22 protein-coding genes and 1 tRNA gene are annotated in these 26,276 nt (G+C 59.3%); 6 read left to right on the top strand and 17 right to left on the bottom strand.

Annotation, left to right across the window (positions count from 1 at the left end; genetic code table 11):
* The first annotated feature begins 13 nt into the window (after window positions 1–13).
* Window positions 14–89: transfer RNA gene (locus tag AB4N74_RS04470), tRNA-Asn, on the top strand.
* 131 nt (window positions 90–220) lie between these two features.
* On the opposite strand, the gene AB4N74_RS04465 is transcribed toward AB4N74_RS04470, so the two are convergent.
* On the bottom strand, window positions 221–1,744 hold the full coding sequence (locus tag AB4N74_RS04465) for a nucleobase:cation symporter-2 family protein (RefSeq protein WP_034152785.1): 1,524 nt from the start codon (window positions 1,742–1,744) through the stop codon (window positions 221–223).
* A 254-nt stretch (window positions 1,745–1,998) separates the two neighbouring features.
* Here AB4N74_RS04465 and AB4N74_RS04460 point away from each other — a divergent pair, with 254 nt between their 5' ends.
* Together AB4N74_RS04460 and AB4N74_RS04455 are read left to right on the top strand one after the other, a co-directional pair.
* Window positions 1,999–2,283, top strand: coding sequence for a BrnT family toxin (locus tag AB4N74_RS04460; RefSeq protein WP_099758520.1), 285 nt, complete (start codon window positions 1,999–2,001; stop codon window positions 2,281–2,283).
* 3 nt (window positions 2,284–2,286) lie between these two features.
* The gene (locus tag AB4N74_RS04455; protein ID WP_099758519.1) at window positions 2,287–2,613 is read left to right on the top strand and encodes a BrnA antitoxin family protein; all 327 of its coding nucleotides are present in this window, start codon (window positions 2,287–2,289) and stop codon (window positions 2,611–2,613) included.
* Here the strand turns inward: AB4N74_RS04455 and AB4N74_RS04450 are convergent.
* Together AB4N74_RS04450 and xth are read right to left on the bottom strand one after the other, a co-directional pair.
* Complete coding sequence (locus AB4N74_RS04450; protein ID WP_460098414.1) at window positions 2,610–3,443, bottom strand: arylamine N-acetyltransferase family protein; 834 nt, start codon at window positions 3,441–3,443, stop codon at window positions 2,610–2,612. The two genes, AB4N74_RS04455 and AB4N74_RS04450, sit on opposite strands and share 4 nt — an antisense overlap.
* Window positions 3,444–3,544: 101 nt before the next feature.
* A complete protein-coding gene (gene xth / locus AB4N74_RS04445; RefSeq protein WP_116255279.1) occupies window positions 3,545–4,339 on the bottom strand; it encodes an exodeoxyribonuclease III in 795 nt (264 codons plus the stop codon).
* A gap of 129 nt (window positions 4,340–4,468) precedes the next feature.
* On the opposite strand from xth, the gene AB4N74_RS04440 reads away from it, so the two are divergent.
* Window positions 4,469–5,044, top strand: coding sequence for a GNAT family N-acetyltransferase (locus AB4N74_RS04440; protein ID WP_320337325.1), 576 nt, complete (start codon window positions 4,469–4,471; stop codon window positions 5,042–5,044).
* Window positions 5,045–5,048: 4 nt separating this feature from the next.
* Here AB4N74_RS04440 and AB4N74_RS04435 read toward each other — a convergent pair whose 3' ends face one another.
* From AB4N74_RS04435 to AB4N74_RS04425, 3 genes are all read right to left on the bottom strand, one after another.
* Window positions 5,049–6,491, bottom strand: coding sequence for a mechanosensitive ion channel family protein (locus AB4N74_RS04435; protein WP_093432023.1), 1,443 nt, complete (start codon window positions 6,489–6,491; stop codon window positions 5,049–5,051).
* 222 nt (window positions 6,492–6,713) lie between these two features.
* Window positions 6,714–7,340: an isochorismate family cysteine hydrolase YcaC gene (gene ycaC, locus AB4N74_RS04430; protein WP_102900931.1), complete on the bottom strand. Its 627-nt coding sequence runs from the start codon at window positions 7,338–7,340 to the stop codon at window positions 6,714–6,716.
* A 317-nt stretch (window positions 7,341–7,657) separates the two neighbouring features.
* Window positions 7,658–8,524: a pirin family protein gene (locus AB4N74_RS04425; RefSeq protein WP_099758515.1), complete on the bottom strand. Its 867-nt coding sequence runs from the start codon at window positions 8,522–8,524 to the stop codon at window positions 7,658–7,660.
* 105 nt (window positions 8,525–8,629) lie between these two features.
* Between AB4N74_RS04425 and AB4N74_RS04420 the strand changes: the two genes are divergently transcribed.
* Entirely contained in the window at window positions 8,630–9,538 is a 909-nt protein-coding gene (locus AB4N74_RS04420; protein ID WP_460098410.1) for a LysR substrate-binding domain-containing protein, read from the top strand.
* A gap of 228 nt (window positions 9,539–9,766) precedes the next feature.
* Window positions 9,767–10,570, top strand: coding sequence for a 2,5-didehydrogluconate reductase DkgB (gene dkgB, locus AB4N74_RS04415; protein ID WP_460098408.1), 804 nt, complete (start codon window positions 9,767–9,769; stop codon window positions 10,568–10,570).
* 11 nt (window positions 10,571–10,581) lie between these two features.
* Here dkgB and AB4N74_RS04410 read toward each other — a convergent pair whose 3' ends face one another.
* The 11 genes from AB4N74_RS04410 to AB4N74_RS04360 form a co-directional block, all read right to left on the bottom strand.
* Complete coding sequence (locus tag AB4N74_RS04410) at window positions 10,582–13,806, bottom strand: transporter substrate-binding domain-containing protein (RefSeq protein ID WP_460098406.1); 3,225 nt, start codon at window positions 13,804–13,806, stop codon at window positions 10,582–10,584.
* A gap of 10 nt (window positions 13,807–13,816) precedes the next feature.
* Window positions 13,817–14,443 (bottom strand): response regulator, encoded by a 627-nt coding sequence (locus AB4N74_RS04405; RefSeq protein ID WP_460098404.1) that lies wholly within the window; start codon window positions 14,441–14,443, stop codon window positions 13,817–13,819.
* Window positions 14,444–14,578: 135 nt separating this feature from the next.
* A complete protein-coding gene (locus AB4N74_RS04400) occupies window positions 14,579–15,022 on the bottom strand; it encodes a chemotaxis protein CheY (protein WP_093432006.1) in 444 nt (147 codons plus the stop codon).
* 89 nt (window positions 15,023–15,111) lie between these two features.
* Entirely contained in the window at window positions 15,112–16,422 is a 1,311-nt protein-coding gene (locus AB4N74_RS04395; protein WP_460098402.1) for an EAL domain-containing response regulator, read from the bottom strand.
* A complete protein-coding gene (locus AB4N74_RS04390; RefSeq protein WP_093432000.1) occupies window positions 16,394–16,804 on the bottom strand; it encodes a hypothetical protein in 411 nt (136 codons plus the stop codon). The genes AB4N74_RS04395 and AB4N74_RS04390 overlap by 29 nt, the downstream gene beginning before the upstream one ends.
* 166 nt (window positions 16,805–16,970) lie before the next feature.
* On the bottom strand, window positions 16,971–19,109 hold the full coding sequence (locus AB4N74_RS04385) for an autotransporter outer membrane beta-barrel domain-containing protein (RefSeq protein ID WP_320337321.1): 2,139 nt from the start codon (window positions 19,107–19,109) through the stop codon (window positions 16,971–16,973).
* 230 nt (window positions 19,110–19,339) lie between these two features.
* On the bottom strand, window positions 19,340–20,113 hold the full coding sequence (locus AB4N74_RS04380; RefSeq protein ID WP_460098400.1) for an OmpA family protein: 774 nt from the start codon (window positions 20,111–20,113) through the stop codon (window positions 19,340–19,342).
* A 10-nt stretch (window positions 20,114–20,123) separates the two neighbouring features.
* A complete protein-coding gene (locus AB4N74_RS04375) occupies window positions 20,124–20,537 on the bottom strand; it encodes a DUF4398 domain-containing protein (RefSeq protein ID WP_245398035.1) in 414 nt (137 codons plus the stop codon).
* Window positions 20,538–20,667: 130 nt separating this feature from the next.
* Window positions 20,668–24,303, bottom strand: coding sequence for a transporter substrate-binding domain-containing protein (locus AB4N74_RS04370; RefSeq protein WP_460098398.1), 3,636 nt, complete (start codon window positions 24,301–24,303; stop codon window positions 20,668–20,670).
* Entirely contained in the window at window positions 24,304–24,930 is a 627-nt protein-coding gene (locus tag AB4N74_RS04365) for a response regulator transcription factor (RefSeq protein WP_093431991.1), read from the bottom strand.
* Window positions 24,931–25,080: 150 nt separating this feature from the next.
* Complete coding sequence (locus AB4N74_RS04360; RefSeq protein WP_460098396.1) at window positions 25,081–26,268, bottom strand: EAL domain-containing response regulator; 1,188 nt, start codon at window positions 26,266–26,268, stop codon at window positions 25,081–25,083.
* Window positions 26,269–26,276 lie beyond the last annotated feature (8 nt).

Below are 26,276 nucleotides of genomic sequence, written 5' to 3'. Positions count from 1 at the left end.
CATACGCACCAATTCCGCAATAGCTCAGTTGGTAGAGCAAATGACTGTTAATCATTGGGTCCCTGGTTCGAGTCCAGGTTGTGGAGCCAAATAGCAAAGCCCCTGAATCGAAAGATTCAGGGGCTTTTTTGTGGGCGCTCGAAAAGGTCAAAAGATCTTGAAATGAAAAAGGGCCGATCTGTGCTTACCAGATCGGCCCTTTTTTATTCAGTTACAGCGGTCAGACATGCTCGCTGCTTTTCACCTGCACCTTCGGTGCACCCTGCCCATGATCGTGATCATCAGGCTCAATGACCGGCACTTCCTTGCCATCGCAGTCATGCAGCTTGCCGTCGCTGAAGTAATCGCCTTCACGCAGCGCCGCCAGGTCTCGATAGCGCAGGGTCCGCTCTTCCGCCGCCGCAAATACCGATTGCTGATCCGAGTTACCGGCGGTGAAGTGGTTGAAGGCCAGGTTGAGCAGGATCGCCATAATCGCCGACGAGCTGATGCCCGAATGGAAAATGGTCGCGAACCAGCTTGGGAAGTGATCGTAGAAGTTCGGTGCGGCAATCGGGATCATGCCGAAACCGATCGAAGTGGCGACGATGATCAGGTTGACGTTGTTGCGGTAATCAACCTTGGACAGCGTACGGATACCGCTCGCCGCCACCGTGCCGAACAGCACGATACCGGCGCCGCCGAGTACCGACGTCGGCACTGCTGCGATAACCCGGCCCATGAACGGCAGCAGACCAAGGATCACCAGGAAGATCCCGCCAGTAGCGACCACGTAACGGCTCTTGATCCCGGTAACCGCCACCAGCCCGACGTTCTGGGCGAAGGCGCTCTGGGTGAACGAACCGAAGATCGGCGCAAACATGCTCGACAGCATGTCTGCCCGCAGGCCATTGCCCAGGCGTTTGGAATCGACCTTGGTGCCGATGATTTCACCGACCGCAAGGATGTCCGCCGAAGTTTCCACCAGGGTCACCATGACCACGATGCACATCGACAGAATTGCGGCGAAGTGGAAGGTCGGCATGCCGAAATGGAACGGCGTCGGGAAGCCAAACATCGGCCCCGTGGTGACGCTGGAGAAATCCGCCATGCCGAGGAACACCGCCAGCACCGTGCCGATCACCATGGCCAACAGGATCGACAGACGCGAGATAGTCGAGCTGCCGACCTTGCTCAGCAACAACACCAGCACCAGCGTGACTGCCGCCAGACCGATGTTCTGCATGCTGCCGAAGTCCGGCGCATGGCTGTTGCCGCCCATGGCCCAGCGTGCGGCCACCGGCATCAGCGTCAAGCCGATGGTGGTGATCACGATGCCGGTGACCAGCGGCGGGAAGAACTTGGTGATGCGCGAGAACACCGGTGTGATCAACAAGCCTATCAAGGAAGCCGCAATCACTGCGCCAAGCACGGACTGGAAGCCGCCCTCCCCGCCACTGCTGACGATCGCGACCATGGTCGCCACACCGGAGAACGACACGCCCTGCACCAGCGGCAACTGACAACCAAAAAACGGTAGACCCAGGGTTTGCAGCAGCGTCGCCAGCCCCCCCGCAAACAATGAAGCAGCAATCAGCAAACCAATGTCCGCCGGCGACAGGCCGGCCGCCTGGCCGATGATCAGTGGCACCGCAACGATACCGCCGTACATGGTCAGAACATGTTGCAGGCCGTAAGCCATATTCGCGCCGACCCCGAGATTTTCGTCCTCGGGCCGTTGGTGTGAAACATGGGGCGTTTTCATGGTGGGGGGTTCCCTGGTTTTTGTTATGCGCACACTGTATTCAATACTCGTGACAAATGTCCATAGAGTTGTATACAACTTATCAGTCACATAATGGATAGGTAGCCACCCAAGCTTCTAGCCCGCTGCTCCCATCCCCCACAAATCCGGCAACACTTCCTCTCCAGTGCCCTCGCCTGCCGCCACTACGCTGAAGTGTTCACGGCGACCGACGGTGCGGTCGCGCTCTTTTTTATACATATAAAGTATGCATAATGAAGTCAATTGAAATTCAGTACGACAAAAGCAAGAACGCAGCCAACAAACTCAAGCACAAGGGCGTCAGCCTCGCCGAGACCGAACTGGTCTTTCACGACGAACGAGCACTGACGATCGAGGACAACGACCATGACGAACAGCGCTGGATCACTATTGGCGCCAACGGCAAAGGGCGCTTGTTGGTCGTTGCTTACAGTTACCGGGATGCAAATGTCGTTCGAATCATTTCTGCGCGTGTCGCCACACCCAGCGAACGTAGCGCTTATTTTCTGGAGGCTTGATCGATGCAAGACGAATATGACTTTTCTCAGGGCAAACGTGGCGCAGTGGCGTCAAACAAAGGCAAAACCCGTATCACCATCATGCTCGACGACGCCGTCATTGAGGCGGCGCGTGTGGTCGCGGAGAACGAGGGGTTCGGTTATCAGACGGTGATCAACAACACCCTGCGTCATGCGCTGCTGGATGCCGCTGCAAAACCGGAGCCAGTCGAATCGAGCGGGCAATTCAAGAAGGGCATCACCGCCGCCGATCTCAAGAGCCTGGAGAAAAAGCTGTCGGCAGCGGTTGGGGAAATCCGTCGAGTGCTGGAGCCCGACGTCAAACCCTAGGCGGAGACCGGCGTGATTATCCGCGCCAAAGACTGCCGCACGTGAGGTACATCAGCCAGGTGCAGATCAAACTCGCGCGCCAGCAATTCAATCAACTCACCGACGTCCGCCACCTCGCGCCGCTCACTGCTGACGCCCATGCGATGCATCGCGAAACTGCCATTGTTCAGGGTCTTGCGCCAGCCATCCCCGGTGCGCGCCACCATCAGGCGCTGTGCAAACGGTGACTCAGGGTGAGTCGAGACATACCAGTTGCCAATGGTGTAATCGATGTCTTCCTGGCGTTGCAGATCGAACAGGTACATCGGCCGCCATTCACCCGCCACATTGGCACGTAGCATGTAGCCGTCGGCCTGTTTTTCAATGCGATAAGGTTCGTGAGGGGTCGCTTGCTCGGTCTCGGTATCGAGCAGCAGCGGCGCGGTCGGCACCATGCCGCCGAAGCCGACATCTGTGATGTAGCGCACGTCGTCGATGGTCACCAGACTCAAACGGTGTGTGCGCGCTGTCCAGCTGCCTTCGGGCTGATTCATTACCACGCGCCCGCTGATGGCCCGAGCGTCGAAGCCCAGTTCCAGCAACAGGGAAAAGAACAGGTTATTGAGCTCGTAGCAGTAACCACCGCGTCCACCGAGCAGGACTTTCTCTTCAATGGATGGCAGATCGATCAATACCGCCGCGCCGGTAATCGTCGCCAGATTCTCGAAAGGGAACACGCCGGTATGGCGCAGTTGCAGCAGGCGCAGGGTCGCCACTGTCGGTTCCGGTGGCGTTTCAAAACCCAGACGTTGCAGGTACAGCTTCAGATTCGTCAGGCGTGGCTCACTCATTGCTCGATCCTTATGCATGGGGCCGCAGGTCACTGCGTTGATGGTCGCCATGTATACGGGATCAGGCACTGCTTTCGACAATTGATTTCGCCAATCGCCCGCTAGCGTTTCTTGCGGGAACCGATGCGAATCCATGTCGGCGCATGGTCACTGGCGTGCGGTTCATTGCGCACCCAGGCATCTACACCGGCGTCATGCAAATACGGACTCAGCGCCGGGTTGAGCAATAGATGATCGATGCGCAGACCGGAGTTGGTTTGCCAATGCTGCCGAAAGTAATCCCAAAACGTATAGAGCCGATCCTCGGGATACAGATGCCGCAGCGAATCGGTCCAGCCTTGATCGAGCAAGCGCTGATAACACTCGCGGCTCTCGGGTTGCAGCAGCGCATCCTTGAGCCACGAGCGGGTGTTGTAGATGTCCATGTCGGTGGGCACGACGTTGTAGTCGCCGGCCAGCACCACCGGGTGATCGCTGCTTTGCAGGTCTTTTGCATAGCTGATCAGCCGTTCGAACCACGCTAGTTTGTAATCGAATTTCGGCCCCGGTTGCGGGTTGCCGTTGGGCAGGTACAGGCAGCCGACCAGCACGCCGTGCACCGCCGCTTCCAGATAACGACTGTGCTTGTCATCGGGATCACCCGGCAGACCGCGCCGGCTCTCCAGCGGCTGCGCATCGCGGGCGAGAATTGCTACACCGTTCCAGGAGGCCTGGCCCTGCCAGATCGCGCCGTAACCGGCGGCTTCCAGTTCAGCGACGGGGAATGCAGTGTCGACGGATTTGAGTTCTTGCAGGCAGGCGATATCCGGCTGCTCGCGCTTGAGCCAATCCAGCAGGTTCGGCAAACGCGCGCGTAAGCCGTTGACGTTGTAAGTGGCGATTCGCAGGTTTTTCATCGGCTGAGGCTCCTGCCCAAGGGCTGTAAAAATTGTGACCCCGTGATCATCGTGCCGGTTGCATCGGATCAGTCTCGTGCGGCGTAATGGGCGCTCGCCATTCGCCCGCACTGCCGAGACCGGAATCCCATGCAAACCACGCTGCAAGGTCAGCGCATCCTCTTGCGCCCGCTCCAGTATTCAGATGCCGACGCCCTGCTCCACGCTGCCGCTGACGGCGAGTTGTGGAACCTCACCGTCACCGTGGTGCCTTCGCCCAGCACTGTCGACAGTTATCTGAAAAAAGCCCTCGATGGCCGTGATGCCGGCACGGTGATGCCGTTTGTCATTGTGCTCAAAGACACTGGCGAAGTGCTCGGCTCAACGCGTTTCTGGAAGATCGACCCGCTCAATCGCAAGCTGGAAATCGGCAGCAGCTGGATCGCCGCGAGCTGGCAGAAATCCTTCGTCAACACCGAAGCCAAATACCTGATGCTGCGACACGCCTTCGAAGCGCTCAACTGCGTGCGCGTGCAGTTCACCACCGACGAGAACAACCAGAAATCACGTAATGCGATCTTGCGCCTTGGCGCGCAGCAAGAAGGCATCGTCCGGCATGAGCGGATCATGCCGGACGGGCGCAAGCGCAACTCGGTGCGCTTCAGCATCATCGACGACGAGTGGCCGCAGGTGCGCTTGCATCTGGAGCAGAAACTCGCTACTTGACCCTTCAGGCGCGATTACGCAGCCACTGCAAAAAGCCTCTTTTGGGTACAACCGCCGGCGCTTCCTCGGTCAGGGATTGCGCCTTGTGCAGGCGGAAATCGAGCAGCGTCTGCATCGCGTCGTGGATATCATGACGCGCATCGAGGCACGGTTTGAGGTACGACTTCTCGATGCGATACAACGCGCAAAAGGTCTTCGCCGAAAAGTCCGCCGGCAATGCGGAATCGGACAAGATCCCTGCCTCGCCAATCACCTCGCCCGGCCCCATGCGCCCGGACTCGAACGGTGTGCCGTGGCGCTTCAACGTCACCGACACCACACCGGACTCGATAATGAACAAATGATCGCTGACCTCCCCACCCGCCAGAATGACTTCGCCGGCACGGAAGGTTTGCAGGCTCATGTTCTGGCTGAAGGTGTCCTTCTCTTCCTGGCGCAGGGTGGAGAAAATCGGCGAGCTGTCGAGCAACGCCCGGGGCCGCGACAGGTTGGTCGGCGCAGCACTTTCATCGCTCGACAGCAGATTGACCCCGGAGGCCTGCAAGTGCCGATAGGCCAGATCGAACAACTGATTGCGCACCACGCGCTTCTCGCCCATCGAGGCGACGAAACCGCTGATCTCGTATTCCGCGCCACTGCTGCCGGAGCTTTTCAGTGCGACGCTCGGCGCAGGTGTGTCGAGCAACTGGCGACAGCCCTGCATCGCCCGCTCCAGCGCATCGATCACCGAACTGGGCCGCGCATGCGGGCTGACTTGCACGCTGACCGCGACGCCGAACATATTGCTCGGCCGACTGAAATTGATGATCTTGGCCTTGGCCGCCAGCGAGTTGGGGATCACCGCCATGCTGCCCTGACTGGTTTGCAAGCGCGTGGCGCGCCAGTCGATATCGGTGACCCGGCCTTCGGTGCCGTCGATGGAAATCCAGTCATCGAGTTGATAAGGCTTGGTGGTGTTGAGGACGATTCCGGAAAACACATCGCTGAGCGTGCTCTGCAAGGCCAGACCGACAATGATCGCCAACGCCCCGGAGGTCGCCAGTACGCCTTTGACCGGCAGATCCAGCACATAGGCCAGCGCCGCGATGATCGCGATGAGGAAAATCACCGCGCCGAGCAAGTCCTGCAACAACCGCCCGGTGTGGCCGACCCGCTGCATCATTACCGCACCGATCAACACCGTCAGGGTGCGCGCACCGAACAGCCACCAGCCAATCTGCAGGCCAGTCGCCGCCAGGTGCAGCGGCACGTTGTCGGCCCACGGCGCCGGCTCCATCGGATTGAGGCCTTCGTTGAACAGCAGCACGCTGAACAGGCTGAAAATCAGCACCCGCACCAGCAGTTTCCACTCGCTGCCATGGGAACTGATCAGACGCCATAAACCCAGATCAAGGAGGATCAGGATCAACGCGCAGAACAACGGATGTTCGGTGAGCAGAGACAGCATCAAACAACTCCGACAGGGGCCAATCGCGAGAAGATCGCACAGATTGAGCAAGTGTAGGAGTAATTGATTTCAGAGGATGAACACGCCCGCAAAAACACCACAAAACCAAATGTGGGAACGAGCCTGCTCGCGAATGCGGTCGATCAGTCAAAGGTGCATCGACTGACATGACGCCTTCGCGAGCAGGCTCGCTCCCACGGAGGGGACTGCGTGTGGCCTGGGTTATTTACCGTTAGTCAGGGTGCTGTAGCTGGTCATCAGGTTGCGGTAGTCCGGGATGTGGTTGGAGAACAGCGTGCCCAGCCCTTCAATATCGTTGCGCCAGTCGCGGTGCAGTTCGCAGGCCAGCCCGAACCAGGTCATCAATTGCGCGCCAGCGCTGGACATACGGTTCCACGCCGATTCACGGGTCAGTTCGTTGAACGTGCCGGAGGCGTCCGTCACCACGAACACATCGAAGCCCTCTTCTAGCGCCGACAGCGCCGGGAACGCCACGCAAACCTCAGTCACCACACCGGCAATGATCAATTGCTTCTTGCCAGTGGCCTTGATCGCCTTGACGAAATCTTCGTTGTCCCAGGCGTTGATCTGGCCCGGACGGGCGATATACGGCGCGTCCGGGAACAGTGCTTTCAGCTCCGGCACCAGCGGGCCGTTGGGGCCGGTTTCAAAACTGGTGGTGAGGATCGTCGGCAACTTGAAGTACTTGGCCAGATCGGCCAGCGCCAGCACGTTATTCTTGAATTTGTCCGGTTCAATGTCGCGCACCAGCGACAGCAACCCGGCCTGATGGTCAACCAGCAGCACCGCAGCGTTGTTCTTGTCCAGACGTTTGTATTGAGTGGTCATTGCAGTAATCCTCGCGTGTTGTCGAAGCCGACTTTTGATCGGCGTGGGGGAAACGGTCAGCGCCGGGATTCCAGCGCTTCGTGTTCGTTCGCGACATGTCGAGCCTTGCAGCCCGGAAAGCGTAGCCATGATGACGACCGGCACCACCCAGGCCCGGGACAGACGGGCAACTGTCGGATCAGCGGCCGGTCTGGGTTGATTGCCGGATGCATCGACCACGGCAAGCAACCTCGCAGTTGTCGCTTTTCTGCAGGCAACAGCCATCCCTGGCCTGCGAACCGGCCTACGCGTCCTGTGTAGAGCGCAGTGGTTGTGCGTTAAGCGTGCATCTGGCCGAAGCGGCCGGACTGGAAGTCGGCGAAGGCCTGGTGGATTTCCTGCTCGGTGTTCATCACGAACGGGCCGTGGCCGACGATCGGTTCGTCGATCGGCTCACCGCTGAGCAGCAACACCACCGCGTCCTGGCTGGCTTCGAGTGTCAGCTGATGGCCGTCACGTTCGAACAGCGCCAACTGCCCTTCACGCACCGATTCCACACCGTTGACCTGCACCGAGCCTTTGAGCACCACCAGCGCGGTATTGCGGCCTTCGTGCAGATCCAGCGTCAGCAACTTGCCGGCGTTCAGGCGCAGATCCCACACATCAATCGGTGTGAAAGTCCGCGACGGGCCGGTGTGGCCATCGAATTCGCCGGCGATCAGGCGCAGGCGACCGGCGTTGTCCTTGAGCGCAATGCTCGGGATGTCGCTGTCGAGAATGGTCTGGTAGCCCGGCGCGGCCATTTTGTCCTTGGCCGGCAGGTTGACCCACAACTGGACCATTTCCAGTTTGCCGCCGGTTTTGGCGAAGTTTTCCGAATGGAATTCCTCGTGGAGGATCCCGGAAGCGGCGGTCATCCATTGCACATCGCCCGGGCCGATCACGCCGCCACTACCGGTCGAGTCGCGGTGCTGCACTTCGCCTTCATAAACGATAGTCACGGTTTCGAAACCACGGTGCGGATGCTGACCAACGCCACGGCGCTCGGTGGTCGGGGTGAAATCGGCCGGGCCGGCGTGATCGAGCAGCAGGAACGGGCTGATGTGTTTGCCCAGGTTGTCGTAGGAAAACAGCGTGCGAACCGGGAAGCCATCGCCGACCCAATGGCCGCGCGGGCTGGTGTAGATACCGATGATGTTTTTCATGGTTGTCTCCAATTTGGGTGAGTGACGCGATGGATCAAGCTTAAATCCGTAGCCATTAATGCACTAGACTGCAAAAATCAGCCTTAGCGTTCTATATGGAGAACGATGGTGGAAGACCTCAACACCCTCTACTACTTCACCCAAGTGGTCGAACATCATGGTTTCGCCGCCGCCGGGCGCGCACTGGACATGCCCAAATCGAAACTCAGCCGGCGTATTTCCGAACTGGAAGAACGCCTCGGCGTGCGCCTGCTGCACCGCACCAGCCGCCATTGTTCGTTGACCGAAATCGGTCAGGCCTATTACCAGCGCTGCCTGGCCATGCGCGTCGAAGCCGAAAGCGCGGCCGAGCTGATCGAACGCAACCGCTCCGAACCGCAGGGGCTGGTGCGCCTGAGTTGCCCGACAGCGCTGCTCAACTCGTGGGTCGGGCCGATGCTCACCCGTTACATGCTCAAATACCCGCTGGTGGAATTGTTTATCGAGAGCACCAACCGCCGCGTCGATCTGCTGCACGAAGGCTTCGACATTGCCTTGCGCGTGCGTTTTCCGCCGTTGGAGAACACCGACATGATCATGAAGGTGCTGGGCAACAGCACACAGTCAGTGGTCGGCAGCCCGCAGTTTGTCGAACGCCTGTCTTCACCGCCCTCACCTGCCGACCTCAATGGCTTGCCGAGCCTGCACTGGGGCGCGGCGCAGCGCGAATATCAATGGGAGCTGCTCGGGCCGAATGACAACACGGCACTGATTCGCCATACGCCACGCATGGTCACTGATGATTTGATTGCCTTGCGTCAGGCGGTGATTGCCGGCGTTGGCGTGGCGCATTTGCCGAGTGTAGTGGTGCGTGAGGACATTGCGGCCGGCCGTGTGGTGGAGTTGATTCCCGGTTGGGCGCCGAAGTGCGGGTTGGTGCATGCGATTTTCCCTTCGCGGCGCGGGTTATTGCCGTCGGTGCGCACGTTGATTGATTTTCTCGGCGAGGAATTTGCCCACAGTGACATTGCCTGAATCGGTGGTGCGCCCTTCGCGAGCAGGCTCGCTCCCACAAGGATTTTGTGAACACCACAGATCTCCTGTGGGAGCGAGCCTGCTCGCGAAGAGGCCAGCCCGGACAACACAAATCCTGAAAATGATTCATGACTTCTGATCAACAGTGCTTTGTCCCACCAACGGTTTTTCTCAACCATCCGGACGCGGATACTCCTGCCCATTCCCACTGCAACCCTGGAGTTTTTCATGTCTGTTCCCGTTTTTGGTCTGGGTACATTTCGCCTGCAAGGCCAGGTCGTCATTGATTCGGTGAGCACCGCTCTCGAACTCGGCTACCGGGCCATCGACACCGCGCAAATCTACGAAAACGAAGCCGACGTCGGCCATGCCATTGCGGCCAGCGGTATCCCCCGCGAAGAGCTGTTCATCACCAGCAAGATCTGGGTCGCCAACTTCGCCCAGGATCGCTTGATCGACAGCCTCAAGGAAAGCCTGCAAAAACTGCAGACCGACTACCTCGACCTGACGCTGATTCACTGGCCGTCGCCGGAAAACCAGGTACCGGTCGAAGAGTTCATGGGCGCCCTGCTCGAAGCCAAGCGTCTGGGCCTGACCCGACAGATCGGTGTTTCCAACTTCACCATCGAGCTGATGCAACAGGCAATCACGACGGTCGGTGCCGACAACATCGCCACTAATCAGATTGAACTGCACCCGTACCTGCAAAACCGCAAAGTGGTCGAGTTCGCCCAGAGCCAAGGCATCCACATCACCTCGTACATGACCCTCGCCTACGGCGAAGTGCTGCAAGATCCGCTGATCCGGCAGATCGCCCAGCGCCTGCAAGCCACCCCGGCGCAAGTCACCCTGGCCTGGGCCATGCAGTCTGGCTACGCGGTGATTCCGTCGTCGACCAAACGCGCCAACCTGCAAAGCAACCTTGCCGCTACGGCGCTGACACTGAGCGACGCCGATATGGCGCTGATTGCCACGCTTGATCGCGGCCATCGCCTGACCAGCCCGAAAGGCATCGCGCCGCACTGGGACTGAGCCGGCGCCCGTCAGATTTGCAAGCGTTGCGCGAGTCCGGCCATGGCCTCGCGTAACGTCTCGCTCGCCACGTCCAGCGGCGCCGCGTGCGTCTCGCGACACGCCTGCTCGAGCGCTACACATGCCGCCACCACCCGCGCCGCGCCGACCATCTGCGCCCCACCCTTGATGTGATGCGCCAGCTCGCGCAGCCCTGCGCGATCCTGCTCCTGCTGCAAAATCTCCAGACGTTGCAGATCGAGGCGCACGCTGTTCAACACTTCCTTGCGCAACTGTTCGATCAAGGCACGATCATCCCCGGCCATTTGCTCCAGCGTGCTCAGGTCGATTTCCGTCAGCGCGGCCACCTCGCCGGGGTCCACCGTCTTCTCGCAATGACTGGCAGCCGTCAACGCCTGCGCCAGGTCGTGCAAGCGGATCGGTTTGAACAGGCATTCGTCCATGCCGGCATTCAGGCAGCGCGTCCTTTCCTCGGCTTGCGCATTGGCGGTAAAACCGAGGATCAGACAAGGCTTGCGGCCGGCATGCGACTCGGCATCGCGGATGGCCCGCGCCAGTTGGTAACCGTTGCGCCGCGGCATGTTGCAATCGGTGATCACCACATCGAACGCCTGCGCCCGCCACTGCTTCAGGCCTTCATCACCGTTCTCGGTGTCGACGGTGCGATGGCCGAGCTCACTCAACTGCCAGCACAACAGCAATCGGTTCACCGGATGATCGTCCACCACCAGAACACTCAGTGACGACGTTACCGCAAGCGCTGCTTGCGGAGCACTTGGCGCGCGAGCCAGAGCAGCCAACAACGGCAGTTCAAGACTGACTTCGACGCGTGTGCCTTCACCCGGTGCACTGTCAAGCCGCAGCGTACCGCCCATCATTTCACAGAGGTTGCGACTGATGACCAGACCCAGCCCGGAACCACTGCGGGCTGATTGCGAGTCATGGCTCGCCTGCACGAAAGGGTTGAACAGCCGTCGTCGGTCGTCGGCGTTGATCCCCACCCCGCTGTCTTCAATAAGCACTTTCACGGTCAGGCGTTCCGCCGTCACGGTGGTCACCGTCAGCCGTAGACTGACCTCGCCCTCCTCGGTGAACTTGATCGCGTTGCTCAACAGGTTCGACAGCACTTGTTTGAAGCGCGTCGGATCAATCAACACGTCAATGTTGCTGCGGGCATCAAGTTCGATGTGCCACAACAAACGCTTCTGCCGCGCCAGCCCTTCAAACACCCGACACACCGACACCACCTGCTCACGCAGGTTGGCACGCTCAGGCACGAGGGACAAATGCCCGGTCTCGATCCGCGCGATGTCGAGGATGTCGCCGATCAACGCCAGCAACTGTTGCCCGGCGTTGGATGCCACCTGGATCGCCAAGCGATCGATCACGCCCTCCTCGGCGCGCTTCAAGGCCAGTTCGAGCATGCCGATCAAGGCGTTCATTGGCGTGCGGATTTCATGGCTCATGGTCGCCAGAAACGTGGTCTTGGCGCGATTGGCATCGTCTGCCGCGTCCTTGGCTTCCTGCAATTGCTGCAGCCATTGCTGGCGCCGGCGAATCTGTTGGCGCTGAAAAACGATCCAGGCCAGCGCAAGCGCCAGCAACACCGCCGCACCAGCAAAACCGAGGAGAATCTCGCGACGATGGCGTAACCAATAACTGTCTTCCACCACCACATCGTGGCTCCAGCGCTCCACCAGTTCGTCCATCTGTGGCGGGGCGATGCTCAACAGCGCCTTGTTCAGGATCGAATGCAATGCCGGCATCTGCGGTGCCGTCGCCAACGCAATGCGCGCCGGTTGATCGCCGATGGTGCCGGTAATGCGCAGACGCTCACGGTAGTGACGTGCGATCAGAAAGCGCGCCACCAGCAATGAACTTACCGTGGCATCGACCTGCCCCTTGGCAATCAACGCCATGCCTTCAGCGGGGCTTTTGACTTCGACCAGACGGATGCGCGGCACGCGGCTCAACAGGTAAGCACGTAACGGATGGCCGCGATAAATCGCCAACCGTTTATCGGCCAGATCATCGAGGTTGAGCGGTCCCTGCGCGGTGATTGCGCTGACCAGCACAAACGGATTATTCAGGTAGGCGCGGGTAAATTGCAGTTCGGCTTCGCGCTCGCTGCTCGGTGTCACCACCGGCAATACATCCAGTTCACCGGCCTTGAGCTGTTCGATCTGCCGATCCAGCGACGCCCCGCGTACGATCTCGAAGTTCAAGCCGCTGCGCTGGCTGATCAGACTCAGCAGTTGCGCCGACAGTCCGCTGAAACGGCCATCGGCATCGAAAAACGTCAGCGGTGCGAAATCTTCGATGGCTCCGACCCGGACAACTGGATGCTGGTCCAGCCATTCCTGCTCATTCGCACTGAGCTGCACCCGCGACTGTTCAGCCATATCGGCGAGGCCGACGCTCCAGCGTAGCTCGATGCGCTGGCGCCGCTCCATGGGGATGGCCGTCAATGCCTTGTCGACGATGCGTTTGAGGCGCCCATCACTGCGCAACAGCGCGAAGCCGAACGAATTGGCGTCCAGCCCGGCCGGACCGGCCAATTGCAGGTCGTTACGATAATTGGTGTTGATCAGGTAGTTGGCACTGATGAAGTCGCCCAGATAAACATCGTCCGCGCCGAAGGCCACCGCACCGAGCGCATCCATCGCCGACGGGTAACGCTGCACACTTGCCCGGGGATAAAACGCCTGCACGCTGGCCCGAGGCAGATAGTCCTCGACCATGGCCAGGCGCTTGCCGGCCAGATCGGTGGGCAATTGTTCATCGAGTCGAGTCACCAGCATCGGCTGATCTTCGGCGTAGGCACGGGACAGGATGAAGGCCGGGTCGGCGGCTTCAAAACTGTTGGAGGTTCCCAGCAGATCGAGATCGCCGCGTTTGAGTGCCGCCATCACGGCATCGCGGTTGGCGAAACGGCGGACTTCGATGCGCACGCCGAGCAACTGCCCCAGCAGGTCGGCGTAATCGGCGGTCAGCCCTTCGAGTTCCTGTTGATTACGGGTGATCTCGAACGGCGGGTAATCCGGCCCGGAAATGCCCATGCGCAACACCGGGTGCTGACGCAGCCATTGCCGGTCCTGTTCATCCAGGCGCATCTGGACATTTTCCAGTCCGGTACGGGTCAGCACTTGCAGCACCTGCGGCGTATCGCTTGCCCAACAAGTGGTCATCAGCGTCAGCCACAGCCACAGCCAGACAATCCGGCGCCCCTGCCTCATGTCTGTCCGCTCAGATCACATGATTGCGCTTGGCGAAATCGCGCAAGTGTACTGCTGAGTTCACCCCGAGTTTTTTCATCAGACGGGTCTTATAGGTGCTGACGGTTTTGTGACTCAGGTGCATGTCCTCAGCAATCGCTTTGTTGGACTTGCCCCGCCCCAGTTGCGCGAAAATGCTCAACTCACGGTCGGAGAGCTGCTCGATCATCTGTTTTTCCGTGATCTGTACGGCATTCAGCGTACTGAAATGGTCCGGGAGCGCAGAGAAAAAGGTATGCCCCGACACCACCGCCCGGATGGCATTGCGCAACTGCTCCAGCTGATTGGTTTTGGTCACGTAGGCCATGGCCCCAGCGCGCACACAGCGTTCCTGATAGAACATCGGCTCGTGTGTACTGAACACCAGCACTCGGCAATGAAGATCATTGGCCTTGATCCGGGCCAGCACCTCCAGCCCGCCGAGCACTGGCAAGTTCAGGTCGAGGATCACCAATTGAGGCTTGTGTTCACGAATAAGCGAGATCACCTCGTTGCCTTCGGACGCCTCGTATATCTGCTTGAATCCTTCGGCTTGCAACACGATCCGGATGGCGGCACGCACCACCGGATGATCGTCGACGATCAGCGCTAAATTCATGGCCACTCCCGGTGCAAAGGCTGACGGGCAGGCCACCGATGGGGGCTGATCCAGACTCAGTGGCTGCACAGGGACTGTTGCATGGAACGGGGAGCAAAGCACCTGTCAGGTCTGACAGTTGCGGCCGCGGACTTTTTATGCATGCGCAACGTACTGCATCAGCGGGTGTGGCTTGTGAGCGACCGGTTTACCTGGCTTTGCGGGCACATCGACCAGCGCCATCAACTGACTGATCGACTGCTTTGAAGGCAACATCAAATGACTGATCTGCACATTCTCCTGAGCGAACCCCGAGGTCTGTTGCAACGGCGCCGTGCCTTCGTTGTAGATCAACGCCTGACGAATCTGCGGGTTATCAAGGAAAAACCCCAACAGATCCAGCGAACGCGCCGCCAGCTCGGCATTGATGACCACCACATCGAACGGCTCACAACCGTAGTCCACCAGCGTCAACAGTTCAGTGAGGCTTTGCACCGGGGCCACGCGGTAGTAATCGAGGCTGTTGAACAGACGCTCGATTTTCATCCGGTGGAAATGCTGCGAGTCTGCAATCAGGATGCGCAGGGCTTTATTGATCATGTTCAATCTCCCGGTGTCACGGTTTCTGGGTGCGGCAAGACTACGCAAGCCACACGACAGGTTCTGTAGGACTTTTCCTAAAAGAAGGTTCACTCATCCGAGTCACGCCGATCACTGTGCTGCTGCAACCAAAGCAACAAATCAGCCCCCGACATCGGCCGCGCATACCAGTAGCCCTGCCCTTGGGAACACCCTAATGCCAACAGTTCACGACGCTGTGCATCGGTCTCGATTCCTTCGATCACCACGCTCATGCCGAGGGTTTCTCCCAGCGCCAGCGTGCTGCTGATCGCCGCCCGGCATCGCGGTTCGTGCTCAAGATTGCGGATGAATTCGGCGTCGAGCTTGATCTCGTTGAACGGCAACTGACACAAGCGCTGCAAAGATGAGAAGCCGGCGCCGAAGTCATCGATCGACAGACGACAGCCCATCATGCGCAGGCGGACGAGGCTTTCCAGGCTGGTGGCCGGCGCTTCTAGCAGACCGCTTTCGGTCAGTTCGAAAGTCAGGCCTGCACCGCAAGCACCGTGGTGCACCAGAAGGTTTTTCAACGTGGTCGTGAGCTGCGCATTGGCCAACTGCACAGCGTGCAGATTGAACGCAACATTCAGGAAAACTCCCTGCGCACGGGCACGTCGTTGCACACCCAGCGCCTGATCGATCTGCGCAAACAATAGCTCGTCGAGTAATCCGCAACGCTCCAGCACAGGCATGAACAAAGCGGGCGAAAGGATGCCGTGGGTTGGATGGAGCCAGCGGCATAGCACCTCTACACCACAGACCTCACCGGTCTGCAGGTTGAATTTGGGCTGATACCAGGCCTGCAATTGCTGCTGCGCCAACGCCTGACGAACCGATGTCTCACTGGCCAGCGTCACGGCAGCGGCCGTGGGTTGCGCCAGAGCAGGCCTGTCGAGGGATTTGCTCAGCAGATTCGCCAGCACTTGCACATGCAAAGGCTTGCCTACATCGCCCAGCAGTTCCAGGCCAAGCAACGCCACCATCTGATGCACCGCACGACGCAGGTCTGCCGACAGCGAACTACTGATGATCACCGACTTGACCTGCCCCGAGGCCCCCACCCGCTGCAGAAACTCCAGCCCGTCCATCCCCTCCATCTGCAAATCGCACAGGGCGACATCGACCGTACCGACTTCCTGCAAGAGCGCCAGCGCCTGAGCTCCGTCACTGGCCTCGAAGATTTCGCGACAACCCAGCGTACGCAGCATGTTGACCGCCACCGAGCGCTGGAACGCATGGTCTTCCAACACCAACACACGCAGCGGCAGAGCAGGCACGGCGATTGAGTCGTCGATGCCGGGAGCACGGTGTGTCGTGGCCAATGGCGTATTCGACTCGCCAGCAGAGGTCTCAACGGTTGTGGGATTGTTCCTGAACATCGAGGTGCTCCAGCAAAGGGCCAAGGGTTTGCCGGTCCGGGGTACGGATCAGCATCAACTGTCGTCGGTGGTTGGCATAAATCGTCTGAGCCTGCGGCTGGCCGCGAACAGTGTCATGAATCACGCCGTGGCGAATCTGTGCATTGCTTGCAAAGAACCGCACCCAATCCACGCCAGTGGCGGCGATCAACCCCGCGTTGATGATCATCAGGTCAAAGTGCTGGAAGGGCTCGCTGGAGTAATGGGTCACGCCCAACAACTCACGAAACGAGTGCACCCGCGTCAGTTCGCGACAGCCCAGTTCTTTAAAGGTCTTGCCGATTCGGGCGTGCAACGCAGGCTCCTCGTCGGCAATCAGAATTCGCCAGCTTTTGTAGGACATTGGTTTCGACAGAGGTAGAAAAGGTCGCCGCTCGCGGCGTAAGAGGCGACACACTAGGCAAAACAGTCGTCAAAGCATGTAGGACGAGTCTGAAAAAATACCAAGAAATCTCCGACGCCCTTTGAAGAACAACGCCACGTCGGAAGGATCCGACGTGGCAACCGCCTCACCAAAGGTAGCGATATCCCAGGCTCACTCCGAATGGCTGTTCGATGCCATTGCCCTTGGCGTACTCGGCATCCAGCGAGATCTTGCTTTTCTCACTGACCTGCAATACGCCGCCGAAGCCGAGTTCGACGCGGTTGCCCGGCAGCTCGGCATCGAGTTTGTTGCCATTGACGCTGACCTTGCTGCTGCCGGCATGCTCGGTGATGTACGACGCTTTGACATACGGTTGGGCCTTCATGCCATTGCTTAGCTCCAGGCTGCGACCGAACAGCGAACCGACACGGCTTTGCAGTGAATCCAGATCATCGGACTTGACGCGCAGACCGTTGCTGGCGGTGTAACTGGCCCCTTGGGTGCGGGTCGCAGTGATTTCCAGTTGCGGCTCGACGAACCAGCCATCCTTCAGATTGATGCGCTTGCCAACCTCGATATCAGCACCGACACCATTAGTGCTGTAGGAACCTTTTACCGCTTGCCCCAGATTGTTCGGCGTTTTGATGTCCGTATCGAAACGGCTGTACTTCAAGACGCTGTCAACGTAGACGCCATTGTCATTGAGGTAGGTGGCGTAAATGCCGAACATGCGGCTGTCGATATCGCCCGACGCCCCTTCACCGAAATCCAGATCGGAACGCGCAGTACCGACCATGCCACCGACATAAATCTTGCCGCTGTCCACTGCGAAAGCCTTGTCGGCACCGATTTCCAAACCGCTGACGTCCTGGGAGTAGGCGCGGCTGGAATGCTCGCTGACATCGAAACGCTTGCCGATGGCGCGGGTCCAGAGCCCCCCGTCATCCTCGCCCATGCGCAACTCGCCGAGGCGCTTGACCAGAGCGTTCATCTGCGCGTTCCACAGGCTGGCGCCGGCGGTGTGTGCGGCAATGGCGGCGTTGGCCCCTTTGGAGAGGTTTTCCGGCGCCGGGTCGATCGGGCGCGGCGGTGGCGTCACAGGGCCCACCGGATCCACGGGATTGACCGGATCAACTGGCGTCACTGGATCCACCGGCGTTACCGGATCAACCGGAATCGCTCCCCCGCTCGCCAGTACCCAGTCATCACCCTGTTGGCGCAAGGTATAGCGGAATGCACCCGCATCGACGTGGCCGCCATACAGGGCGAATTTCGCGCTGCCGCCGTTCGTATCGACCAACAGCAAGCGACCATCGGAGGTCGTCGGTTCATGACCACTATCGCCGACGATCAACGTGTGATCACCACTGGCCATGCCGGCGCCTTGCACGATCAGCAAATCATCACGCTGATTGGCGATATCGGTATTCATCAAAATGCTGCCGCTACCGGAAAGAGCATTGACCGTAAGCGTCTTGAACGTACCGTCGCTGCCCGGCGCGAATGCCAGACGCCCGCCATTGAGGGTCAGCGAGTCCACCGTGTTCACGCCGTTCTCCATGACATTCACCGTGCCACCTGCGTCTGCCACAAGGCCATTGGCTTGGGCACCCGTGTAGAGATTGACCTGACCACCGTTGCTGACCGTACTGTTATTGGCCGTGCCAGTGGCGTACACGCTTTGGGTACCACCCTGCACGCGCGTGTCATTGGCCACCGCCCCGCCGACCAAGCCACGGCGCAGGGTTTGCTCACCGCCTGCGTTAATCACGCTGCCGTTAGCCACCGCCATGTTGATCAGGTTTTGCGTACCGCCAGCACCGACCTGGCTATCGTTGGCAATCGCCATGATATCCAGCGTCTGTACGCTGCCCGCATTGATCAGCGTGCGGTTGGCCGTGGAGCGAGTGACGGTCTGCTGACTGGCATTGAGCACGGTGTCATTGGCAATACCGCTGGTGCCCACCATCTGTGAGCCGCCGTTATTGACCACCGTGCCATGGCTGACGCCACTGAGAACGTTTTGTGTCGCACCGTCCACTACGGTGTCGTAGGTCACACCGTTCTGAAATACGCTCTGCGTCCCACTAGCGCTGACCGTGGTGCGATGGGCCGTGCCGTTGGTTCCGATCGATTGCCCGCCGGTGGTAACGCTTTCGTCATAAATCACTGCCCCGCCATTGACTGAAGAGGTATAGGCACTGGCGTGCAGTGGCAGCAAAAACGCAATGGCGACGGCCACGGCGACAGGGTTGCGCTGGAACAACGGGGAACGGGTTTTCATCAACAGAACCTCACGTGCGCCCTCTTGGGCAACGGCGTAAATCGAGTTGAGTCAGAACCTTTGAGGGAACCGGTTCGCACTCGGGGAACCGGCAATTTAGAGAATCGAAGGGACTTTCTGAGTAGGATTTTTCCTTGTCTTTGTAGGAAATTTCCTAAGGGCATTGATCGGTCTTGACCCATGCTCAGATGCAAGAAAGCGAGCCCGTTGCAGGCTCGCTTGATCGCTCATCAGCCGCGTGCACCGACCACGCTTGAACCGTAAGAGATGATGACCTCCACCCGACGGTTGAGCTGACGGGAGCGGGCATTGCCGTTATCGGCAATCGGAAATTGCTTGCCGTAGCCTTTGGTGATCAGCCGATCAGCGCCTATGCCCATTTGCTTGAGCGCGAAAGCCACGGCGTCCGCACGCTGCTCCGACAGACGCTGATTGAAATCGTCACCGCCGACATCGTCGGTAAACCCTTCGATACGCACCTTGCGTTCAGGGTTGGCCGCTAGATACTGCGCCAGTTGTTCGAAGTTGCGCTGGCTGCCGTACTTGAGATCGGCCTTGCCGGTGTCGAACAGCACATCGCCGAAGGTCACGACTTCCCCGCGCTGGGTTTTCTGCGCTTTCATCGCTTGCAGCGCCTTGAGCTGCTGAGTGCGCACGTCGAGTTGCACCTGAGTCCGCTCGGCGTCAATTTTCTTCAGACCCGCCTCGGCCTGGCGGCCGGCAATGGTCTGCTCGGCCAGGGCGATTTTCTGGCTGGCCAGATAGGCCAATTGATCGACTTGCGGTGCCTGGCGGTCCTTCTGCGACGCCTGGTCGGCCGCGTTCAACGCCGTAAAGGCAGACTTGGTTTCAATGGCTGCGAGGGTGTTGGCTTCCGGCTTGTTTTGCAGCGCCGCGAACTGTTCGCGGGCTTGCAGCAGTTGCGGGTTTTCAGGCGGCGTGGCGCAACCGGCCAGTGTCAGAGCGATCAGCGAAGCGATGGGTAACAGTTTGAAATTCGACATGAACAAGTCCTTATTGAGCGCTGGCTGGCGGATTGAAACCGGTGACCGGGTCTTGCAGCATTTCCTGCTTGAGCACCTCAATGCCATTGCGCGCGTCAGCCAGTTGTTTCTGCCATTTCACAGCGCGCGATTTACGTTCGGCGAGGTTGGCATCGGCTTCGATCTGTTCGGCCAACAACTTGGCTTGCGGGTAGTTTTTCTCACCGAGGGCGCGTTCCATCTGGAACATCTTGTCTTGCGCTGCCTTCATTTCCAAAGGTGCGTATTGGGTTGCTTCGGCCGACACCGCACGGTTGACCGCGTCCTTGGACAAGCTGATCTGTTGCTCTGGCAGCGGCGCGCTGGCGCAGGCACTCAACGCCGCAGCAACGGCCAGTCCACAGACGGCCAATCGTGCACGGGAAGACATACGTGGAAGGGTCATCAACAGCTCCAAATGTTAACCAGTGAAGTGAGCTCGGCTGTATGCCGAGACCACCGCACGTTAGCGACAGAGAGCCAGTGACGAATGTAGGAAAATTCGCAAGAAACACAGGGAAACTGGAAATAGTTTGTTACGCCAGGCGCTCGTCCAGTTGCTCCGCCAAACGCTCCATCGATTGCTGCAAGGCATCCACCGCTTCGGTCAGAACCTGCGTGTCGAGACCTTCGCTGGCAACCTCCAGCGCTTCACAAGCCTGGATCAGTGAGTGCGCCTTGATAATGCGTGCGCCACCCTTGACCCGGTGGGCCAGATTGGCGAGCCCGGGCATGTCGTGCTGGGTAAACAGGCGCATCAGTTTGGCCATGTCCTGCGCATTGCTCGTGGCCAGATCGCTCAACAGACTGTTGATCGACGCGCGGTCGCCACGGGTCAATTGTTCGAGGCTGCCCAGATCGATGTCACCGGTGCCGACATCGCCGGGCTCGTCTTCAGTCGGTGAACGAGGCCGTGGAACGACTGCGGCCAGACGCAGATTCAGATCCCTGAGGCTGATCGGTTTGAACAGGCAATCGTCCATGCCGGCCTCGGCGCAACGATCCTTCTCCTCGGCCAGCGCATTGGCGGTAAACCCCAACACCAGGCTGCGCGCCAATCCTCGCGTCGCCTCTTCATCGCGGATCGCCCGAGCCAATTCGTAACCATTCATGATCGGCATGTTGCAGTCGGTGATGACCACGTCGAACGTCTGGTTGCGCCAGGCACGCAGGCCATGGGCGCCGTCCTCGGCATCCGTCACCCGGTGGCCCAGATAACTCAACTGCTGCGACAGCAGCAGACGGTTGGCCGGGTAGTCGTCGATCACCAGAATATTCAGACAGTGGCTGGCCTGCAGTGCCACGTTTTCCTCGACCGGCGCGGCGTCCAGAGGATCGAGTGTCGGTAGATTCAACCGCACCTCGATCTGCGTGCCCTGCCCCAATTCGCTGGTCAGCGCGAGGCTGCCGCCCATCATTTCGCACAAGGTGCGACTGATCATCAGCCCCAGCCCGGAGCCGCCCTGGGCCGACTGACCATGGTTGGCAGCCTGGGAAAACGGCGTGAACAATTGCGCCTGATCCACAAGCGAGATGCCGCGCCCACTGTCGGTTACGCGCAAGCAAAGGCGCAGTCGATCATCTCTGCCGGTCTCGACCTGCACGCTCAATACCACCTTGCCCACATCGGTGAACTTGATCGCATTGCTCAACAGGTTCGACAACACTTGCTTGAAACGCAGCGGATCGATCAACACGTCGACGTTGCTCAGGGCATCCAGGTCCAGTTGCAGACGCAACTGTTTCTGGCGCGCCAGGCCTTCAAAAATGCGCGCAACCGATTCAATCAGTTCACGCAGATTGGCGCGCTCCGGCGCCAGCGACAGGCGCCCGGACTCGATCCGTGCAATATCGAGAATGTCGCCAATCAGGTCCAGCAAGCCCCGCGCTGCGCCCGAGGCCACTTCAACGGCAAAGCGATCCAGTACACCTTGATCGGCCTTTTTCAGCGCCAGTTCGAGCATGCCAATGATGGCGTTCATCGGCGTCCGAATTTCATGGCTCATGGTTGCCAGGAACGTGGTTTTGGCGCGGTTGGCGTCATCGGCAACATCTTTGGCGATTTGCAGTTCCTGCAACAGATGCTGACGCTCGCTGACATCGATCCAGCCAGCGATCATGCCGTTGACTGCACCGTCGCTGCCACGATACGGCAGCATCCAGTGGTAGATGGTCAGCGCGCGGCCGTCCGCCAGATTCAGGCTACGGTCCTGGATGCTCGGCAAGCCGTCCTCCATCACCCGTAGATAATCATCCTGAAACGTCTGTGCCTGCTGCATATCGCTGAGCACGCCGTCCGTGACCAACTTGCCGATGACCGCTTCGCGCTCGGTACCAAACACTTGCAGATAACCACTGTTGCAGATCACCAGGCGACCTTCGCGATCGCGCACGTAGATCGGATGCGGCGTGCCGTCGATCAGCACGCGCATGAACTCCATCTGATCGTTCAGCGCAATTTCAGCCTGACGGCGCTTGCGCATCAACAGACGCAGATAGGCGATCCAGCCCAGCGCCACCAACAGCAACACGCCGGCGATCACGAAGCCCTGGATGATCATCGCGCGATTGCGCAGCCAGTAACTGTCGTCCACCACCACTTCGCTGCGCCAGCGGTTGGTCAACTCGTCCATTTCTTCCGGACTGATGCTCAACAGTGCCTTGTCGAGGATCGAGTACAACTCCAGCGCACCGCGATTGGTGGCCAGTGCGATGCGTGCAGGCTGGGTGCCGACCGTGCTGGTGACCTGCAAAGTGTCGCGGTACTGGCGCGAGATCAAATAGCGCGCGCTGACCAGCGAATTGATCGCGCCGTCGGCCTTGCCCAACGCGACCATCTCCATGGCCTCGGCGGCGTTGCCTGCCGTCACCAGTTGCACCTTGGGGAATTGCTCGATGAGGTACTCGCGCAGAATGTTGCCGCTGATCAGCGCCAGGCGCTTGCCGGCCATCTGATCCAGCGTCATCGGTTCGCCGCCACGGCGAGTGACCAGCACGAACGGGTTGATCAGGTACGGCCGGGTAAAGCGCAATTGACCTTCGCGCTCGGTGCTCGGCGTGAACGCCGCCAGCATGTCGGCCTTGCCGCTGGTCACCTCACCGATCAGGTCGCCCACCGACTCAACACGCTGTATATCGAATTGCAGGCCCGTGCGCAGGCTGATCTTGGCCAGCACATCAGCACTGATGCCGCGAAACTTTCCGGCTTCATCGACAAAGGTCAACGGCAGAAAGTTTTCGTTGATCGCGACTTTGATACGCGGATGGTGATCCAGCCAACGCTGTTCGTTCACGCTGAAATGCAGTCGATGCTGGCCGGGAATGGCCACCCCGCCGACACTCCAGCGGCGCCGGATGCTCATACGCTCTTCCGCAGGAATGACCTTCAACGCCGCATCGAGAATGTGCAACAACCGAGTGTTGTCCCGGGTCACGGCAAAACTGAAGGGCTGGGTTTCCATACGCGAAAAATCGCTGAGCTGAACGTTGTTGAGGTAGTTCTTCTTGACCAGGTAATTGGAGCTGAGCAGGTCGCCCAGATAGACGTCAGCCTGACCGAACGCCACGGCACCGATCGCCGTCAGTGTCGAGGGATACAGTTGCACGTCGGCTTTTGGGTAAAACGCCTTGACCGTTTCCGGTGGCAGGTAGTGATAGAGCATCGCCACTCGTTTGCCCGCCAGGTCTTCCGGCAGGTTGTGACTCTCATCGATGCGCGTCACCAGGGTCGGGTTATCGTCAGCGTAAGGCGAAGAGATTGCCAGTTCGGGGTCCGCCGCCTCAAAACCGTTAGCAGTGCCGATCATATCGATCTGGCCGTGCTTCAGCGCCGTCAGCAGATCGCCGCGCGAGGCGTAGCGCCGGACCTCGACCGTGACGTGCAGCAATTGTTCGATCAGTTGTGCGTAATCGGCCGTCAGACCTTCGTAATCATTGCCGTTGCCGGTGATCGCAAAAGGCGCGTAATCAGGGCTGCTGTCGCCGAGCAACAGACGCCCCTTGCGGCGCAACCAGCTCCAGTCCGGCTCATCGAGTGGCACGGCATACTCGTCGACATCCGAGCGACCGAGCAATTGCAATGTATCGGGCTGCGTCGCGGCCATGGCCTGCAGCAACGACATTGAGCCGAACAGTGCCAGACCGGCCAGGCAATTTCTGACGAAAATAATCATCTAGAGCAGGTTGTTACGCTTGGCAAAATCGGCGAGGTACACCACCGACTTGACGTTGAGTTTCTCAATCAGCCGCGTCTTGTAAGTGCTGACGGTTTTGTTGCTCAACAGCATGGCTTCGCCGATTTCCTTGTTGCTCAAACCCTTGGCCAGTTGCTGCAGGATCGTCAACTCGCGATCAGACAGACTCTGAATCAGTTCCAGATCGGTGGCCTGCGCATCGCTGCGGCGCACCGAGCTGCTGGCCAGATTGGGGAAGAAGGTATAGCCGTCCATCACCACCTTGATGGCTTTGACCAACTCGTCGAGGTCGTTGGTTTTCGACATGTATCCGGCTGCGCCAGCCTTCATGCAGCGCATGGAATAGAACTGTGCCGACTGCGACGTCAGCACCAGGACCTTGCAAGACAGGTTCAGCGCGCGGATACGCGAGATCACCTCCAGGCCGTCGAGCTTGGGCATGGCGATGTCCAGAATGATCAGGTCGGGGGTATGTTCGCGGGCTAGCTGCACAGCATCGGCGCCATTGTCCGCTTCCGCGACGACTTCGAAATGTTCCTGTTTCAACAGCATCTTGACCGCAGAGCGAATGAACGGGTGATCGTCCACGATGATCGCTTTCAACATAAAAACCCCTGTAAGACGTTGATCAACTACTTGGCAACGCCACAAATAACAATGGGACAGCAGTCCAGATGCTCCACGTGCAGAACATACACGAGCACCACAGAATTGTAGGAAAATTCTTGGAAAACACCGCACAGCACCGCACAACGATCAGCGCTCGCCCTCTGGCTTCTCCAGCCATTGCAGCAAGTCATGTCCGTTCATGGGACGGGCCAGGTAATAACCCTGACCCATTTCGCACTCCAGCTCGCGCACATGTTCAAGCACCTTTGGGCTGCTGATGCCTTCGATCACCAGATCCATTCCTAACGAACGAGCCAGCACCCTCGTACTGGCGACCATCGCCCGGTTGCGTTGACGGTCGAGGTGCTGGACAAAACGGCCATCGAGTTTTATCTGGGTGAACGGTAACTGGCACATCAGCTTCAACGAGGAAAACCCGACACCGAAGTCGTCGACCGCTAATCCGCAGCCCAGCAGGCGCAAACGCAACAAGTTCTCCTGCGTGCCGGGCGGGCAATCGAGCAAACCGTTCTCCGCCAGTTCGAGCATCAGAACCGATCCGTTGAACCCGTGCCGCTCCAGCGCCCGTTTGATGTGTTCCACCAGAGCACTATGGGTCAGTTGCGAGGCATGCAGATTGAACGCCAACTGCAAGGCCACACCACGATGACGCAAAATGCCCAGCAGGTTCAGGCCCTGTTCGAGCAACTGTTTGAACATCTGGTCGGTCAAGTCATACGCCAGCACGGCGGAGAGAAAGTCGCAAGGCAACAGCGTCCCGCGCGCAGGATGCTGCCAACGCACCAACGCTTCCACGCCGATCACCGCACCACTGTTTAATTGAAACTGCGGCTGAAACCACGCCCGAAACTCACCCAGCGCCAGCCCGCGGCGCACTTCATCTTCTTGGGGCAACTCTTTGCTCGGTGGCGCCAGCACCGGCGGGATCCGCCCGTGTTTATAGCGATACAACAGGCGGTTCAAGGCACGCAGCTGCACCGGCCGGCTCAGCACTCCGAGCAATTGCAGACCGCCCAGCGAGGCCATTTGCCCCAAGGTGCGCGCCAGCTCCGGGGGGAGTTCACTGCACAGCAACACCGCGCGCACCATACCGCTGTGGCTGGCAACACGGAGGAACTCCAGGCAATCGAGGCCCCGGTCAGTGAGATCGCAGATCACGATATCGACCCCGCCCTGCAGGTGCATCTGCACCATGGCCTGCTCGGCATCCGGTGCTTGCAACACGTCACGCACGCTCAGGCGTTGCAACATCCTGACCAGCACGTTGCGGGCAAACTCATGATTTTCCAGCACCAGAATACGTGGGGAGGTCATCTTCCTTT

It is taken from the genome of Pseudomonas sp. H3_C08 (genome assembly GCF_054669455.1).
Note: the sequence above shows the minus strand (reverse complement) of the source record. Positions and strands in the feature narration are given on the sequence as shown.

Bases quoted from the DNA above. Each gene is read 5' to 3' on its own strand.
- AB4N74_RS04465 (WP_034152785.1), bottom strand. From the start codon at position 1,744: ATGAAAACGCCCCATGTTTCACACCAACGGCCCGAGGACGAAAATCTC.
- AB4N74_RS04460 (WP_099758520.1), top strand. From the start codon at position 1,999: ATGAAGTCAATTGAAATTCAGTACGACAAAAGCAAGAACGCAGCCAAC.
- AB4N74_RS04455 (WP_099758519.1), top strand. From the start codon at position 2,287: ATGCAAGACGAATATGACTTTTCTCAGGGCAAACGTGGCGCAGTGGCG.
- AB4N74_RS04450 (WP_460098414.1), bottom strand. From the start codon at position 3,443: ATGAGTGAGCCACGCCTGACGAATCTGAAGCTGTACCTGCAACGTCTG.
- xth (WP_116255279.1), bottom strand. From the start codon at position 4,339: ATGAAAAACCTGCGAATCGCCACTTACAACGTCAACGGCTTACGCGCG.
- AB4N74_RS04440 (WP_320337325.1), top strand. From the start codon at position 4,469: ATGCAAACCACGCTGCAAGGTCAGCGCATCCTCTTGCGCCCGCTCCAG.
- AB4N74_RS04435 (WP_093432023.1), bottom strand. From the start codon at position 6,491: ATGCTGTCTCTGCTCACCGAACATCCGTTGTTCTGCGCGTTGATCCTG.
- ycaC (WP_102900931.1), bottom strand. From the start codon at position 7,340: ATGACCACTCAATACAAACGTCTGGACAAGAACAACGCTGCGGTGCTG.
- AB4N74_RS04425 (WP_099758515.1), bottom strand. From the start codon at position 8,524: ATGAAAAACATCATCGGTATCTACACCAGCCCGCGCGGCCATTGGGTC.
- AB4N74_RS04420 (WP_460098410.1), top strand. From the start codon at position 8,630: ATGGTGGAAGACCTCAACACCCTCTACTACTTCACCCAAGTGGTCGAA.
- dkgB (WP_460098408.1), top strand. From the start codon at position 9,767: ATGTCTGTTCCCGTTTTTGGTCTGGGTACATTTCGCCTGCAAGGCCAG.
- AB4N74_RS04410 (WP_460098406.1), bottom strand. From the start codon at position 13,806: ATGAGGCAGGGGCGCCGGATTGTCTGGCTGTGGCTGTGGCTGACGCTG.
- AB4N74_RS04405 (WP_460098404.1), bottom strand. From the start codon at position 14,443: ATGAATTTAGCGCTGATCGTCGACGATCATCCGGTGGTGCGTGCCGCC.
- AB4N74_RS04400 (WP_093432006.1), bottom strand. From the start codon at position 15,022: ATGATCAATAAAGCCCTGCGCATCCTGATTGCAGACTCGCAGCATTTC.
- AB4N74_RS04395 (WP_460098402.1), bottom strand. From the start codon at position 16,422: ATGTTCAGGAACAATCCCACAACCGTTGAGACCTCTGCTGGCGAGTCG.
- AB4N74_RS04390 (WP_093432000.1), bottom strand. From the start codon at position 16,804: ATGTCCTACAAAAGCTGGCGAATTCTGATTGCCGACGAGGAGCCTGCG.
- AB4N74_RS04385 (WP_320337321.1), bottom strand. From the start codon at position 19,109: ATGAAAACCCGTTCCCCGTTGTTCCAGCGCAACCCTGTCGCCGTGGCC.
- AB4N74_RS04380 (WP_460098400.1), bottom strand. From the start codon at position 20,113: ATGTCGAATTTCAAACTGTTACCCATCGCTTCGCTGATCGCTCTGACA.
- AB4N74_RS04375 (WP_245398035.1), bottom strand. From the start codon at position 20,537: ATGACCCTTCCACGTATGTCTTCCCGTGCACGATTGGCCGTCTGTGGA.
- AB4N74_RS04370 (WP_460098398.1), bottom strand. From the start codon at position 24,303: ATGATTATTTTCGTCAGAAATTGCCTGGCCGGTCTGGCACTGTTCGGC.
- AB4N74_RS04365 (WP_093431991.1), bottom strand. From the start codon at position 24,930: ATGTTGAAAGCGATCATCGTGGACGATCACCCGTTCATTCGCTCTGCG.
- AB4N74_RS04360 (WP_460098396.1), bottom strand. From the start codon at position 26,268: ATGACCTCCCCACGTATTCTGGTGCTGGAAAATCATGAGTTTGCCCGC.